The following is a 13,890-nucleotide window of genomic DNA, read 5'->3' as shown; positions in this document are numbered from 1 at the left end:
GCAAGCCGAGAGCCGGGAGGCCAGCACCGTGCGCGAGTTCAGCGTTCCTGCCGAGTTCACCGTCGACGAGCACGACAGCGTCGTCGGTGTCGCGTTCGCCCACGAGCGCGACGATCCCGACCACGTCATCTTCAGCCGCCTCGTCGACGGCGCCTGGGTCGACGTGACCTGCGCTGCGGCCGCCGACCAGATCCGGTCCACCGCCCTGGGTCTGATCGCCCGGGGCGTCAAGCCCGGCGACCGGGTGGCGCTGCTCTCGGCGACCCGGTACGAGTGGACGATCATCGATCTGGCCATCCTGGCCGCCGGCGCGGTGACGGTGCCGATCTACGAGACCTCCTCGGCCGAGCAGGTGCGTCACGTGCTCGCCGACTCCGGCGCGGTGGCGGTCTTCGCCGAGACCGATGCCCACGCCGACAAGATCGACCAGTTCGCCGGCGAGCTGTCCCAGCTGCACACGGTGCTGCGCATCGAGGGCGCCGAACCCGCGCTGCCCGCGCTGGCGCAGGACGCCGCGACGGTGGACGCCAAGGAACTCTCCGACCGGCTCGCGGCGATCTCCTCAGCCGATCCCGCCACGCTGATCTACACGTCGGGGACCACCGGCCGGCCCAAGGGCTGCCAGCTGACCCACGCCAACCTGCTCTACGAGATCCGGGGCGCAAAGGCGTGCTTCCCCGATCAGCTCGCCAAAGGCGAACGCATGCTCGTGTTCCTGCCGCTGGCCCACGTGCTGGCCCGGGCCATCACGATCGCCGCGTTCACGAGCAAGGTGACACTCGGCTTCACCAGCGACATCAAGAACCTCGTGCCGTTGTTCGGCGTCTTCAAGCCGACGCTGGTGGTGTCGGTGCCCCGGGTGTTCGAGAAGGTCTACAACACCGCCGAGCAGAACGCCCGCAGCGACGGCAAGGGCCGCATCTTCGAGATCGCGGCCAACACGGCGATCGAGTGGAGCAAGGCACACGATGGCGGCGGGCCGGGGCTGGCGTTGCGGGCCAAACACTCGGTGTTCGACCGGCTCGTCTACGGCAAGCTGCGCGCTGCGCTCGGCGGGGACTGCCGCGCCGCGATCTCCGGCGGCGCCCCGCTCGGCGCCCGGCTCGGCCACTTCTACCGCGGCGTCGGGCTGACGATCTACGAGGGTTACGGCCTCACCGAGACCAGTGCGGCGATCACGGTCAACCGGGTCGGCGACATCAAGATCGGCTCGGTCGGAAAGTTGTTGCCCGGCAACAGCATGCGCCTCGGCGAGGACGACGAGCTGCTGGTCAAGGGCGGCGTCGTGTTCAGCGGCTACTGGAACAACCAGGAGGAGACCGACAAGGTCTTCTCCGACGGCTGGTTCCACACCGGTGACCTCGGCGCGTTCGACGAGGACGGCTTCCTGACGATCGTCGGACGCAAGAAGGAGATCATCGTCACCGCGGGTGGCAAGAACGTCGCGCCCGCGGTACTCGAGGACCAGCTGCGTGCACATCCGCTGATCAGTCAGGCGATGGCCGTCGGCGACGCCAAGCCGTTCGTGGGTGCGCTGATCACCATCGACCCGGAGGCCTTCGACGGGTGGAAGGGGCGCAACGGCAAGGACAGCGGCGCCTCCGTCGGCGACCTCACCGACGACCCGGACCTGGTCGCCGAGATCGATTCGGCGGTCAAGGAGGCCAATCAGGCGGTCTCGAAGGCCGAGGCGATCCGCAAGTTCCGCATCCTGTCCGTCGACTTCACCGAGGACACCGGCGAACTGACCCCGACCCTGAAGGTCAAGCGCAAGGTGGTGGCGGAGAAGTTCGCCACCGACATCGAGGCGCTCTACGGGTCCGGTTAGAGCAGTCCGGCCAGCCGGCGGCCCTGGGTGCGCCACTGCCACTGGTCGACGACCCAGCTCCGGCCCGCGGCCCCCATCGCGGCGGCCCGGACGGGGTCGGCCAGCAGGTCGCTGACCGCCGAGGCGATCTCGTCGATGTCGCGGCCGTCGACGACCGTCCCGGTCTGGCCGTCGCGCACCGTCTCCGGGGCGCCGCCGGACCGCCCGGCCACCACCGGGACGCCGGTCGCCGAGGCCTCCAGGTAGACGATCCCCAGCCCCTCCACGTCGAGGCCCGCACCGCGGGTGCGGCACGGCATCGCGAAGACGTCGGCCATCGCGTGGTGGGCCGGCAGTTCGGCGGCGGGCACACCGCCGGTGAACACCACGTGGTCGGTGACACCGTGCCGGACGGCCAGCTGCTCGAGGGCGTCCCGGTGCGGGCCGCCGCCGACGATGACGAGCGCCGCCCCCGGGACGCGCCGCCGCACCTCGGGCAGTGCCCGGATCAGCATGTCCTGGCCCTTGCGCGGCACCAGCCTCGACAGGCAGACCACCACGGGCCGGTCGGCCAGGCCGTAGCGGGCGCGCAGTTCCGCGCGCGCGGCCGAGTCCGGTGTGAACCGGTCGGTGTCGACGCCCGGCGGGAGGTGCTCCAGTGCGGCGGCGGGACCGAACGCCGATGCGAACCGCCCCCTGGTGTACTGGCTGACGTAGGTCACCACGTCGGTGCCGTCGCCGATGCGACGCAACGCCGTTCGGGCCACCGGCAGCATCGACCAGCCCACCTCGTGACCGTGGGTGCTGGCGAGCACACGGCCTGCGCCGGCCCGCCGGGCCAGCGGCGCCAGCAGTGCCAGCGGCGCCGCGGCGCCGAACCACACGGTCTCGATGTCGTGGCGCCGGATCAGCGCCCGCATCCTGGCCGCCACCGACGGCTCGGGCAGCATCAGCGTGGTGGGATGCCGGACCACCTCGTATCCGGCCGCGCGGTCGTAGTCCTCGGATCCCGACCACGTCGGCGCGTACACGGTCAGCGTGTGCGAACCGGCCGCCACCAGTTGTGCCACCAGTTCCTCGAGGTAGGCCTGGATGCCGCCGCGGCGGGGCGGGAAGTCGTTGGTGACGAGCAGGACCCGGGTCACCGCGCCTGCCACACCCGCCAGCCGGCCTCCACCTCGGGCAGGCTCTGGCCGAGGGTGTCGCGGACCGCCGTCGCGACGTCCGGGTGCCCCGGGCCGCAGGCGCGCAGGTACAGCGCGCGCAACGCCGCGATTCCGTGCCGGTCGGCGACGTAGCGGCTGAACAGCCACGCCCGGTCGTACGCGAGCGAGCGCACCGGCCCGGCCGTGTCCAGATCGGTGTCGGTGGGCAGCCGGGCGGGCACGTCGGCCGCGGGCGGCGCGGCGGGAGCGGGGCGCGCGACGTAGTCGGCCACCCCCTCCGTCAGCCAGCGCGGCGCGTCGGCCGCGGTGTCGGCCCGTGCGGCGTAGTGGAACAGCTCGTGGCGCAGCACGATTCGCAGCGCCCGCGCGGTCATCGCGGCGGCACCGGGCGCGAACAGGATCCGGTCGGCGGTGGTGACGGCGGCGATGTCGGTGGTCGGCGCACCCGGAGTCGGCGCGGCCAGTGCGGCGAACTGCGCGTCGGAGCCCGCCACCGCCACCACGATGTCGCGTCGCCAGTCCGGGCCCCAGAATGCGGTCACCGCGTCGGCGGCGGGCCCCAACTCATCGGCGATGCGGCGGGTGAGGGCGGCGCTGTCCGGTCCTCCGACGGCGATCAGCGTTGCGGTACGCCCGCCGGGCAGCGCACGTGTCGTCGGGGCAAGTGTGGAGGTCTGCGCGTCAGGGGCGGCGGTGTCCGGGACGGTCGGCGCTCCGGACCGGTCGACGAGCAGCAGCGCGCACATCAGTTCGGCCAGCAGCACCGCGAGCAGCAGGCGTTTGGCAGACAAGGACGGCCCGACCGCGCCGGGGATGACGCCCGGCCTCAGTACCGGCGGACGTTGTAGATCGGTGCGTTGTCCACCGGGGCGACGCGCACCGGTGTGCCGTAGGTGGAGGCGTGCACCATCTGTCCGCCGCCGATGTAGATGCCGACGTGCGAGGCGTCCGAGTAGTACGTCACCAGGTCGCCGGGCTGCATCTGGTCCATCGACACCGCCTGACCGCCGCGGGCCAGCGCCTGGCTGGAGTGCGGCAGCGAGAGGCCGGCCTGCTGGAATGACCACATGACCAGGCCTGAGCAGTCGAACGCGCTCGGGCCGGAACCGCCCCACGAGTAGGGCGAGCCGATCCGGCTCAGTGCCGCCTGCACCGCGACGGCGCCCTGGCCGCCTGCGGCAGGCGGGGCGAGGTCACCGGGCGGGATCGCGCCGGGAGGAGCGGCCACCACGGCGGGGTCGTTCGGCGGCAGCGCGGCGGGCGGCGGCGGGACGGGCGCGGGCGGGGCGGCCGCGAGCGCTTCCCGCTGACCCGGCGTCAGCGCCTCGTACTGCGATTTGACGATCGCGATCTGGACCTGCAGCTGACTTTGCTTGTTCTGCAGGTCAGCGCGTACCGCGGCGGCCTGTTCGGCGGCGGTCTTGGCGGCCGCCGCCGATTCCGCCGACGCCAGCTGGGCGGTGGCGGCCTGCTCGCTGATGGTCTTGAAGTTCCTCATTTGCGCCGACATCTCGGTGGCAACCACCCGCTGCACCGAAAGCTGGTCGATGAACTGCTGCGGGGAGTTCGCCGTGAGGATGGCGCTCAGACCGTCGGTGCGGCCGCCCATGTACTGCGCCGCAGCAACGTGGTTGACGGCACCCTGAAAGGTAGCCAGCTGATTCTCGGCGGCGTCTGCGGCGGCGACGTCGGCGGTGTGCCTCGCCTCGGCGGTCTGCTGCGCTGCCAGCTTGTCGTTGAGATCCAGCTGCGCGGCGTGCATCGCCTCGGTGGTCTGCTCGGCCTGCCGGGACAGCTCGGTGAGCTTTGCCAGCGCATCGGCGGCCGGGTCGGCCTGCACACTCGAGGTCAGCGCGGCGGCGAACATCGTCACACCGATCGTTGCACCGGCAAGAAGTCGGGTGACAGCACGATTTCTCCAGTGCGCGCGAGCGAGCCTCAAGATTTTGCGTCCTTAAACTGGCGTAACGAGCCGCCTCGAACTGCTCTCAGGTCTCAGATAGGTTACGAAACGGCATCGGGCTTGTCCAACAGGAGACGCAAATTTAACAGCTGTCAGGGGAATTTTTTCCAGGCCGGTGGTGATGCGTGTCGTCAGGCAACGCCCGAATCTCTTTGCCGGTGAATCGGAACCAGGCGCAGCCGCGGCGCCAGTCCCGCGTCGGCCAGCACTTCCAGGGCGCGGCGCTCGTCCATCAGCAACGTCTCCGGCACCCCGAGCAGCACACTCACGACACAGTCTTGGCAGCCAGGGCCGCGCACCGCACAGTCGTCGCAGTCGATCACCACGGTGCCGTCCGCGTCGGTTCGGGCGGAATCGAGCCGGTTGGACGGGGTGCCGTCGGGAACCAGGGGTTGTCCCATCGTGGGCCCTCCTCTTTCGGGGTGTTGTCGGCACCGTATCGGCGCCCCCCGACAAGTTCGCCGGGCTGCGCGTGGCAACCGCCCGCTGTCGGTGCGATTGCCTACCTTGACGCCCATGGGGCAGCTCAGCTTCGCCGACGTCGATCCGCAGGCTGACCTGTCGCTGCGGGAGACCACGTTCGTGGTGGTCGACCTGGAGACCACCGGCGGCCGCGCCGCCGGCGACAACTGCGACATGATCACCGAGATCGGCGCGGTCAAGGTGCGCGGCGGAGTGGTGCTCGGTGAACTCGCCACCCTGGTCGACCCCGGCCGTGCGATCCCGCCCCAGATCGTCGCGCTGACCGGCATCACCTCCGCGATGGTCTACGCCGCGCCGCGCATCGACTCCGTGCTGCCCGCCTTCCTCGAATTCGCCCGCGGGGCCGTGCTCGTCGCCCACAACGCCGGCTTCGACATCGGTTTCCTGCGGGCGGCCGCCGAACGCTGCGGCCTCGCCTGGCCGCGGCCGCCGGTGCTGTGCACCGTGAAACTGGCGCGCCGGGTGCTCACCCGCGACGAGGCCCCGAGCGTCAAGCTGTCGGCGCTGGCCCGGCTGTTCGGCGCCGCCACCACCCCCACCCACCGCGCGCTCGACGACGCACGCGCCACCGTCGACGTCCTGCACGCACTGATGGAACGCGTCGGCAACCAGGGCATCCACACCTACGCGGAGCTGAAGGCGTACCTGCCCGACGTCACGCCGGCACAGCGGCGCAACCGGGCGCTGGCCGATCCGCTGCCGCACCGGCCGGGGGTCTATCTGTTCCGCGGGCCGGGCGGCGAGGTGCTCTACGTGGGCACCGCGGTCGACCTGCGCCGCCGTGTGGGTCAGTACTTCAACGGAGCCGATCCGCGCACCCGGATGAAGGAGATGGCGTCGCTGGCCACCGCCGTCGACCACGTCGAGTGCGCCCACGACCTGGAAGCCGGGGTGCGAGAACTGCGGTTGCTCGCCGCGCACGCACCGCCCTACAACCGCCGGTCGAAGTTCCCGCACCGGTGGTGGTGGCTGGTGCTCACCGACGAGGCCTTCCCGCGGTTCTCCGTGGTGCGCTCGCCCCGGACCGATTGCGCCGTCGGGCCTTTCCGGTCCCGCGCCGACGCCGTCGAGACCGCGGATCTGCTGTCGCGGTTCACCGGCGTACGCACCTGCACCGCCCGGTTGGCGCGCTCCGCGCTGCACGGTCCGTCGTGCCCGGAGCGCGAACTCTCCCCCTGCCCGGCGCCGCGCGAGCTGTCCGCGGCCGACTACGCCGCCACCCCCCGTCGCGCCGCCGACCTGATCGCCGGTCGCGACAACACCCCGCTGGCCGCGATGCTTGCCCACCTCACCGGGCTGGCCGCCGCGGGCCGCTACGAGATCGCCGCCCGGCTGCGCGACCACGCCGCGGCGGCCATCGAGGTGCTGTGGCGCGGTCAGCGGCTGCACGCGCTGGCCGCCCAGTCCGAACTCGTCGCCGCCCGCGCCGACGGCAGTGGCGGCTGGCATCTCGCGGTGGTCCGGCACGGCAGGCTCGCGGCAGCGGGCTGTGCGGGGCCCGGAGTGCCGCCCATGCCCGTCGTGGAGGCCCTGGGCACCGCGGCTCAGGTGGTGCTGCCCGCCGCGGCCCCGTTGGGCGGTGCACTGGTCGAGGAGACCGCCCTGATCGCCCGCTGGCTGACCCAGCCCGGCGTGCGCATCGTGCGCTGCGATCCGGGGTGGGCGTCGACGGCCGGGTCCGCCGGCCGGTGGGCGGAGTGGGCCGCGTCGGCGCGTTCGGCCCGGATCGCGGCCGAACAGGCCCTCGACGGCTCAGAGCTGCTGAGTGAACCGCACCCAACGCGCGAGCAGCTGTTCGGCCGCCCCGGAGTCGATGGCCTCGCAGGCGCGCGCCAGCCCCGTCTCCCAGGCGGGCACCCACTTGGCGTCGCTGGCTAGGCCGGCGTGCGCCACCATCGCGCCCGCGGCGTTGAGCACCACCGCGTCGCGCACCGGGCCGGTGGCGCCGGCCAGCACCGACCGCACCGAGGCGGCGTTCGCCTCGGCGTCCCCGCCGACGAGCTCGGAGAGCTCCGCGCGTTTGAACCCGAAGGCCATCGGGTCGAAGGTGAGCCGCTCCACCATGCCGGCCTGCACGCGCCAGATGGTGCTCGTGGTCGTCGTGGTCAGCTCGTCGAGGCCGTCGTCGCCGTGCACCACCAGCACGCTGGAGCGCCGCGTGGCGAACACCCCGGCCATCACCTCCGCGAGATCGGCCCATGCGCAGCCGATCAGGCCGGCCCGCGGACCAGCCGGATTCGTCAGTGGGCCAAGCAGATTGAAGACCGTCGGCACGCCGATCTCGCGGCGCACCACCGAGGCGTGCCGGTAGGACGGGTGGAACTGCGGCGCGAAGGCAAACCCGATGCCGACCTCGGCGACGCTGCGGGCGACCTCGTCGGGCCCGAGGTCGATGCGCACCCCGAGCGCCTCGAGCGTGTCCGCCCCACCGGACAGCGACGACGCGGCCCGGTTGCCGTGCTTGATCACCGGGACGCCGCTGGCCGCCACGACGATCGCGGCCATGGTGGACAGGTTCACCGTGTTGGACCCGTCTCCCCCGGTGCCCACCACATCGACGCTGTCGGTGCCGATCTCGTCGGTGGGCACCCGCCGCGCGTGCTTGAGCATCGTGTCCGCCAACTCGGTCACCTCGGCCGACGTGGGACGCTTCATCTTCATCGACACGCCGAAGCCGGCGATCTGCGCCGGGGTCGCGGCGCCCGTCATGATCTGGTCCATCGCCCAGGCGGCGTGGCCCGACGGAAGGGCCTGACCGGTGGTCAAGCGGCCCAGGACCTGCGGCCACGTTGGCGCACCGGCGGATGCGAGGGACGACGGACGCGAAGACGGCTCGGGATTGACCACCCCGAGATTATGACGAATTGCTCGACCCGGGTGGAGTTCAACAACTACAAAGCGTCATACTTCATGTGTGACGAGCGCTGTGGGCACCTCGGGAACCGCCATCACCTCCCGCGTGCATTCGCTGAATCGGCCGAACATGGTCAGTGTCGGCACCATCGTCTGGCTGTCCAGCGAACTGATGTTCTTTGCTGGCCTGTTCGCGATGTACTTCACTGCGCGCGCGCAGGCGGGTGGCGACTGGCCGCCGGAGCCCACCGAGCTGAACCTGATGCTCGCGGTGCCCGTGACGCTGGTCCTGATCGCCTCGTCGTTCACCTGCCAGATGGGCGTCTTCGCCGCCGAGCGCGGCGACGTGTTCGGGCTGCGGCGGTGGTACCTGCTGACCTTCGCGATGGGCCTGTTCTTCGTCCTCGGACAGGCTTACGAGTACATGCACCTGGTCCACGAGGGCACCACCATCCCGGGCAGCGCCTACGGCACGGTGTTCTATCTGGCCACCGGCTTCCACGGGCTGCACGTCATCGGCGGCCTGGTCGCCTTCGTCTTCCTGCTCGCCCGCACCACGATGAGCAAGTTCACCCCGGCGCAGGCCACCGCGGCGATCGTCGTGTCGTACTACTGGCACTTCGTCGACATCGTGTGGATCGCCCTGTTCGCCGTCATCTACTTCGTCCGATGAGCGAGAGCTCGCGTCCTGCGCCGATGAGAAGGGGTTCGATGACCACCAAGTCCCGCCGCCGGTTGCGACGGCGTCTGTCGGCAGCACTGCTGCTGCTGACCGGACTCGGCGTCGCCGGTGGCGTCGCCGCGACGCTGACTCCGACGCCGCAGGTGGCGGTCGCCGACGAGTCGCAGTCGGCACTGCTGCGCACCGGCAAGCAGCTCTTCGACACCTCGTGCGTGAGCTGCCACGGCGCCAACCTGCAGGGCGTGGCCGACCGCGGGCCGAGCCTGATCGGCACCGGCGAGGCGGCGGTCTACTTCCAGGTCTCGACGGGCCGCATGCCGGCGATGCGCGGCGAGGCGCAGGCCCCGGACAAGCCGCCGAACTTCGACGAGCAGCAGATCGACGCGCTGGGCGCCTACGTGCAGGCCACCGGCGGTGGCCCCGTGGTGCCCCGCGACGAGAACGGCCAGATCGCCTCCCAGTCCCTGATCGGCGACGACGTCGCCCGCGGCGGTGACCTGTTCCGGCTGAACTGCGCGTCCTGCCACAACTTCACCGGCAAGGGCGGCGCCCTGTCGTCGGGCAAGTACGCCCCCGACCTCGGTGACGCCACCGAATCGCAGATCTACACGGCGATGATGACCGGCCCGCAGAACATGCCCAAGTTCTCCGACCGCCAGCTCTCGCCGGAAGAGAAGCGCGACATCGTCGCCTACGTCCGGGAGTCGGCCGAGACGCCGAGCCCGGGCGGCTACGGCCTCGGCGGCTTCGGCCCCGCGCCGGAGGGCATGGCGGCCTGGATCATCGGCATGGTGGCCGTCATCGCTGCGGCCCTCTGGATCGGAGCACGGGCATGACCGAGCGCGGAGCCGACGGCGATCCCCGCCGCGACGGCGATCCCGACGACACCCCGAAGGGCACCGACGCCCCGGGCCACGCCGGTGTGCCCGGCCAGCCCACCGACGCCGAACTCGCCGAGATGACCCGCGAGGAACTCGTCGAGCTCGGTGGTCGCCTGGACGGCGTCGAGACCATCTACAAGGAGCCGCGCTGGCCGGTGCCGGGCACCCGGGCCGAGAAGCGTGCCGAGCGCACCGTCGCGAACTGGCTTCTGCTGGGCGGTGTCTCGGGCCTGGCGCTGCTGGTGGTCTTCCTCTTCTGGCCGTGGGAGTACCAGCCCTACGGGTCGGCGGGTGAGTTCGTCTACTCGCTGGCCACCCCGCTCTACGGCCTGACGTTCGGACTTTCGGTGCTGGCCATCGGCGTGGGCGCGGTGCTCTTCCAGAAGAAGTTCATCCCGGAGGAGATCTCGATCCAGCAGCGCCACGACGGGCGCTCCGCCGAGATCCAGCGCAAGACCGCCGCGGCCAACCTCACCGACGCGCTCGAGGCCTCGACGATCAAGCGCCGCAAGCTGATCGTGATGTCGCTTGGCGTCGGCATGGGCGCCTTCGGCCTCGGTACCCTGGTGGCATTCCTCGGCGGCCTGATCAAGAACCCGTGGAAGCCGGTGGTGCCCACCGCAGAGGGCATGAAAGCCGTGCTGTGGACCTCCGGATGGACCCCGCGTTTCCAGGGCGAGACCATCTTCCTGGCGCGGGCGACCGGCGAGGTCGGCTCCTCCCCCTTCGTCAAGATGCGGCCCGAGGACCTCGACGCCGGCGGCATGGAGACCGTCTACCCGTGGCGCGAATCCGACGGCGACGGCACCACCGTCGAGTCCGAACACCACCTCGTCGAGATCTCGATGGGCGTGCGCAACCCCGTCATGCTGATCCGGCTGCGGCCCGGCGACATGGCCAAGGTGGTCAAGCGCAAGAACCAGGAGAGCTTCAACTTCGGCGAGTTCTTCGCCTACACCAAGGTGTGCTCGCACCTGGGATGCCCCGCCTCGCTCTACGAGCAGCAGACGAACCGCATCCTGTGCCCGTGCCACCAGTCGCAGTTCGACGCCCTGCACTTCGCGAAGCCGATCTTCGGCCCCGCGGCGCGTGCACTGGCGCAGCTGCCCATCACCATCGACCAGGACGGCTATCTCGTCGCCAACGGCGACTTCATCGAGCCAGTCGGGCCGGCCTTCTGGGAACGGAGGACAAAGGCATGAGTTCAAAACTCGCGGCGCAGGGTGATGCGATCGACTCGCGTTACCACCCGTCCGCGGCGGTGCGGCGACAGCTGAACAAGGTCTTCCCCACCCACTGGTCGTTCCTGCTCGGCGAGATCGCGCTGTACAGCTTCCTCGTCCTGCTGCTGACCGGTGTCTGGCTGACGCTGTTCTTCGATCCGTCGATGGCACACGTCACCTACGACGGCGTCTACCAGCCGCTGCGCGGTGTGGGCATGTCGCGTGCCTACGAGACCGCCCTCGACATCACCTTCGAGATCCGCGGCGGGCTGTTCGTCCGTCAGGTCCACCACTGGGCGGCGCTGCTGTTCGCCGCGTCGATCATGGTCCACCTGGCCCGCATCTTCTTCACCGGCGCGTTCCGCAGGCCCCGCGAGGCGAACTGGGTGATCGGCAGCCTGCTGCTGATCCTGGCGATGTTCGAGGGCTTCTTCGGCTACTCGCTGCCCGACGACCTGCTGTCGGGCACCGGCATCCGCGCCGCGCTGTCGGGCATCACGATGGGCATCCCGGTGGTCGGCACCTGGATGCACTGGGCGCTGTTCGGCGGCGACTTCCCCGGCGACATCCTGATCCCCCGGCTGTACGCGCTGCACATCCTGCTGATCCCCGGCATCATCCTGGCGCTGATCGGCGTGCACCTGGCCCTGGTCTGGTTCCAGAAGCACACCCAGTTCCCCGGCCCCGGCCGCACCGAGACCAACGTGGTCGGCGTGCGGGTCATGCCGGTCTTCGCGGTGAAGTCCGGCGCATTCTTCGCCGTGACCGTCGGCATCCTCGGCCTGATGGGTGGTCTGCTGCAGATCAACCCGATCTGGCAACTGGGGCCGTACAAACCGTCCCAGGTGTCGGCGGGCAGCCAGCCCGACTTCTACATGATGTGGACCGACGGCCTGATCCGTATCTGGCCGGCGTGGGAGTTCTACATCGGCAACTACACCATCCCCCAGGGTGTCTGGGTCGCCGTCCTGATGGGTGCGGTGTTCGGCCTGCTGTCGGTCTACCCGTTCCTGGAGCGGAAGTTCTCCGGCGACAACGCCCACCACAACCTGCTGCAGCGACCGCGGGACGCCCCGGTCCGCACCGCGCTGGGCGCGATGGCCATCTCGATCTACATCCTGCTGACCTTCGCCTGCATGAACGACATCATCGCGCTGAAGTTCCACATCTCGCTCAACGCGACGACGTGGATCGCCCGTATCGGCCTGGTGATCCTGCCGGTGATCGTCTACTACATCACCTACAGGTGGGCGATCGCGCTGCAGCGCAGCGACCGTGAGGTGCTCGAGCACGGCATCGAGACGGGCATCATCAAACGCCTGCCGCACGGCGCCTACATCGAGCTGCACCAGCCGCTGGGGCCGGTCGACGACCACGGCCATCCCCTGCCGCTGGAGTACCAGGGCGCCGCGCTGCCCAAGCGGATGAACAAGCTGGGCCTGGCCGGTTCCCCCGGCAGCGGCAGCTTCCTGCGTGCCGACCCCACGGTCGAGAACGAGGCGCTCACCGAAGCGGCGCACGCCTCGGAGCGCAAGTCGCTCACGGCACTCAAGGAGCACCAGGACCGCAACGGCTCGACCAACGGCCACACCAATGGTCACAGCAATGGTCACGCCAACGGTTCGTCCAACGGGCACACCAACGGCCACCACTGAGGTGTCCTGACCAGCACGACAAGCACTGAGCCCGGTCGCCGGATGTCGAGGCGGCCGGGCTCAGTGCTGTCGGGGGTCGGTGCTGACGGCGGCCCGGGTCGAACCCGACCCGGAGACCCGTCGATCAGCGGGTGTTGAGCAGGCCGCGCAGTTCGCGCAGGTAGTACACCGGGATCACCGGCGAGGCGAGCGTCACGAGGCCCGTGATGCCGTAGCTCACCCAGGCCAGGGTGTCGCTGTCGGAGGCCATCAGATAGGTGGCGGCGCCGATCGCGGCGCTCGCCACACCGAGGGCACACGCGACCGTCAGGGCGAAGCGCAGATACACCTGGTCGACGGCGGCGGCGGGGAAGCCGGGCTCCTGCCGGTGCGGCGCCACCGCGGACACGTAGCCGGGTGTACGGACGGCGGGGTCCGGAGGCGGCCCGAACATCCGCAGCTTCCCGGTGGGGGTCTCGATACCGCGGGGCGGGACGGCGGGAGCGGCGCGGCTGTCCTCGACCCGGCGGGGCCGTGCCGGAGCCGGCGCCGGGCCGTCCAGCGCGGTGCGGCGGGCCCGCAGCAGCAGCGGGATCGCGGCGATGATCACGAGCGCGGAGATCACGATCACCGTGTAGAGCAGCCACGGGGTCCCCGACCCGTCGCCCGAAGGCTGTTGTGTGCGACCGAGATCGACCAGGGCGACGGTGGCGGCCACCGCGGTGCCGAGCGCGATCAGCCAGATCACGGCGCACGCCGCGAACAGGATCCGGTCCAGGTTGTCGGTGGACCCGGTGTCGCGGCGCGGGTCGATGTCGGCGTATGTCATCAGCAGCTCGTCTGGGGTGAATTACCGGAGTTGGAGGACAGCACCTGCCCGTCGCTGGTGGTGATCGAGCAGTTGAGTCTGCTGAGCAGCAGCAGGCTCGACGCCTGCACCGAGCCCACCTCCGACTGCGAGATCGGTGTCACCGTGAACGACCAGGGGATGTAGACGTTGCGCAGCGTGCGGCTCCGCCCCGCGGCGTCGATGTAGGTGATCGAGATGATGTCGCCGGGGGCCTTGGTGCCGGTGACCGAGTAGGTGACCTGTCGCGGGCCCGCGGGCGTCGTGGTGGTGGGCGGAGGCGGCGGCGCCTCGCTGGGGGCCGGTGGCGGCGGCGGAGGCGGCGGCGCCTCGCTGGCGGGCGGCGGGGGC

The 13,890-nt window shown here is 70.8% G+C and carries 12 protein-coding genes and 1 pseudogene; 6 read left to right on the top strand and 7 right to left on the bottom strand.

Annotation, left to right across the window (positions count from 1 at the left end; translation table 11 throughout):
- The first annotated feature begins 28 nt into the window (after nucleotides 1-28).
- Complete coding sequence (locus tag O6P37_RS28200) at nucleotides 29-1,828, top strand: AMP-dependent synthetase/ligase (protein ID WP_269897180.1); 1,800 nt, start codon at nucleotides 29-31, stop codon at nucleotides 1,826-1,828.
- Here O6P37_RS28200 and O6P37_RS28195 read toward each other — a convergent pair.
- The 4 genes from O6P37_RS28195 to O6P37_RS28180 form a co-directional block, all read right to left on the bottom strand.
- A complete protein-coding gene (locus O6P37_RS28195; RefSeq protein WP_269897179.1) occupies nucleotides 1,825-2,952 on the bottom strand; it encodes a glycosyltransferase family 4 protein in 1,128 nt (375 codons plus the stop codon). The genes O6P37_RS28200 and O6P37_RS28195 overlap by 4 nt on opposite strands.
- Nucleotides 2,949-3,719 carry a peptidase gene (locus O6P37_RS28190; protein ID WP_269897196.1) on the bottom strand — a complete coding sequence of 257 codons (771 nt, stop codon included), beginning with the start codon at nucleotides 3,717-3,719 and terminating at the stop codon, nucleotides 2,949-2,951. Before O6P37_RS28190 ends, O6P37_RS28195 begins: the two co-directional genes overlap by 4 nt.
- An 80-nt stretch (nucleotides 3,720-3,799) precedes the next feature.
- Nucleotides 3,800-4,915 carry a peptidoglycan hydrolase RipC gene (gene ripC / locus O6P37_RS28185; protein ID WP_269897178.1) on the bottom strand — a complete coding sequence of 372 codons (1,116 nt, stop codon included), beginning with the start codon at nucleotides 4,913-4,915 and terminating at the stop codon, nucleotides 3,800-3,802.
- Between the two features lie 152 nt (nucleotides 4,916-5,067).
- The gene (locus O6P37_RS28180; protein ID WP_269897177.1) at nucleotides 5,068-5,337 is read right to left on the bottom strand and encodes a hypothetical protein; all 270 of its coding nucleotides are present in this window, start codon (nucleotides 5,335-5,337) and stop codon (nucleotides 5,068-5,070) included.
- Between the two features lie 115 nt (nucleotides 5,338-5,452).
- On the opposite strand from O6P37_RS28180, the pseudogene O6P37_RS28175 reads away from it, so the two are divergent.
- Nucleotides 5,453-7,234: pseudogene (locus tag O6P37_RS28175) on the top strand (DEDD exonuclease domain-containing protein); the annotation flags it as partial.
- Here the strand turns inward: O6P37_RS28175 and trpD are convergent.
- On the bottom strand, nucleotides 7,172-8,266 hold the full coding sequence (gene trpD, locus O6P37_RS28170; protein WP_269897176.1) for an anthranilate phosphoribosyltransferase: 1,095 nt from the start codon (nucleotides 8,264-8,266) through the stop codon (nucleotides 7,172-7,174). The pseudogene O6P37_RS28175 and the gene trpD overlap by 63 nt on opposite strands.
- 67 nt (nucleotides 8,267-8,333) lie before the next feature.
- Here trpD and ctaE point away from each other — a divergent pair, with 67 nt between their 5' ends.
- The 4 genes from ctaE to qcrB are packed head-to-tail and all read left to right on the top strand — an operon-like array spanning nucleotide 8,334 to nucleotide 12,713.
- Nucleotides 8,334-8,945: an aa3-type cytochrome oxidase subunit III gene (gene ctaE, locus O6P37_RS28165; protein ID WP_269897175.1), complete on the top strand. Its 612-nt coding sequence runs from the start codon at nucleotides 8,334-8,336 to the stop codon at nucleotides 8,943-8,945.
- Nucleotides 8,946-8,968: 23 nt separating this feature from the next.
- Nucleotides 8,969-9,790 carry a cytochrome bc1 complex diheme cytochrome c subunit gene (qcrC, locus tag O6P37_RS28160; protein ID WP_269897195.1) on the top strand — a complete coding sequence of 274 codons (822 nt, stop codon included), beginning with the start codon at nucleotides 8,969-8,971 and terminating at the stop codon, nucleotides 9,788-9,790.
- The gene (qcrA, locus tag O6P37_RS28155) at nucleotides 9,787-11,037 is read left to right on the top strand and encodes a cytochrome bc1 complex Rieske iron-sulfur subunit (RefSeq protein ID WP_269897174.1); all 1,251 of its coding nucleotides are present in this window, start codon (nucleotides 9,787-9,789) and stop codon (nucleotides 11,035-11,037) included. Before qcrC ends, qcrA begins: the two co-directional genes overlap by 4 nt.
- Nucleotides 11,034-12,713 (top strand): cytochrome bc1 complex cytochrome b subunit, encoded by a 1,680-nt coding sequence (gene qcrB, locus O6P37_RS28150; protein WP_269897173.1) that lies wholly within the window; start codon nucleotides 11,034-11,036, stop codon nucleotides 12,711-12,713. The genes qcrA and qcrB overlap by 4 nt, the downstream gene beginning before the upstream one ends.
- 124 nt (nucleotides 12,714-12,837) lie before the next feature.
- On the opposite strand, the gene O6P37_RS28145 is transcribed toward qcrB, so the two are convergent.
- Complete coding sequence (locus O6P37_RS28145; protein WP_269897172.1) at nucleotides 12,838-13,521, bottom strand: DUF2561 family protein; 684 nt, start codon at nucleotides 13,519-13,521, stop codon at nucleotides 12,838-12,840.
- On the bottom strand, nucleotides 13,521-13,890 hold a 370-nt coding region (locus O6P37_RS28140), incomplete at its 5' end, for an MmpS family transport accessory protein (protein WP_269897171.1). The genes O6P37_RS28145 and O6P37_RS28140, both read right to left, overlap by 1 nt.

The organism is Mycobacterium hippophais, assembly GCF_027529605.1.
GTDB classification, from domain to species: domain Bacteria; phylum Actinomycetota; class Actinomycetes; order Mycobacteriales; family Mycobacteriaceae; genus Mycobacterium; species Mycobacterium arseniciresistens.
Note: the sequence above shows the minus strand (reverse complement) of the source record. Positions and strands in the feature narration are given on the sequence as shown.

Coding starts and splice junctions, on each gene's coding strand:
- O6P37_RS28180 (WP_269897177.1), bottom strand. CDS start 5,337: ATGGGACAACCCCTGGTTCCCGACGGCACCCCGTCCAACCGGCTCGAT.
- qcrA (WP_269897174.1), top strand. CDS start 9,787: ATGACCGAGCGCGGAGCCGACGGCGATCCCCGCCGCGACGGCGATCCC.
- qcrC (WP_269897195.1), top strand. CDS start 8,969: ATGAGAAGGGGTTCGATGACCACCAAGTCCCGCCGCCGGTTGCGACGG.
- O6P37_RS28190 (WP_269897196.1), bottom strand. CDS start 3,719: ATGTGCGCGCTGCTGCTCGTCGACCGGTCCGGAGCGCCGACCGTCCCG.
- O6P37_RS28145 (WP_269897172.1), bottom strand. CDS start 13,521: ATGACATACGCCGACATCGACCCGCGCCGCGACACCGGGTCCACCGAC.
- qcrB (WP_269897173.1), top strand. CDS start 11,034: ATGAGTTCAAAACTCGCGGCGCAGGGTGATGCGATCGACTCGCGTTAC.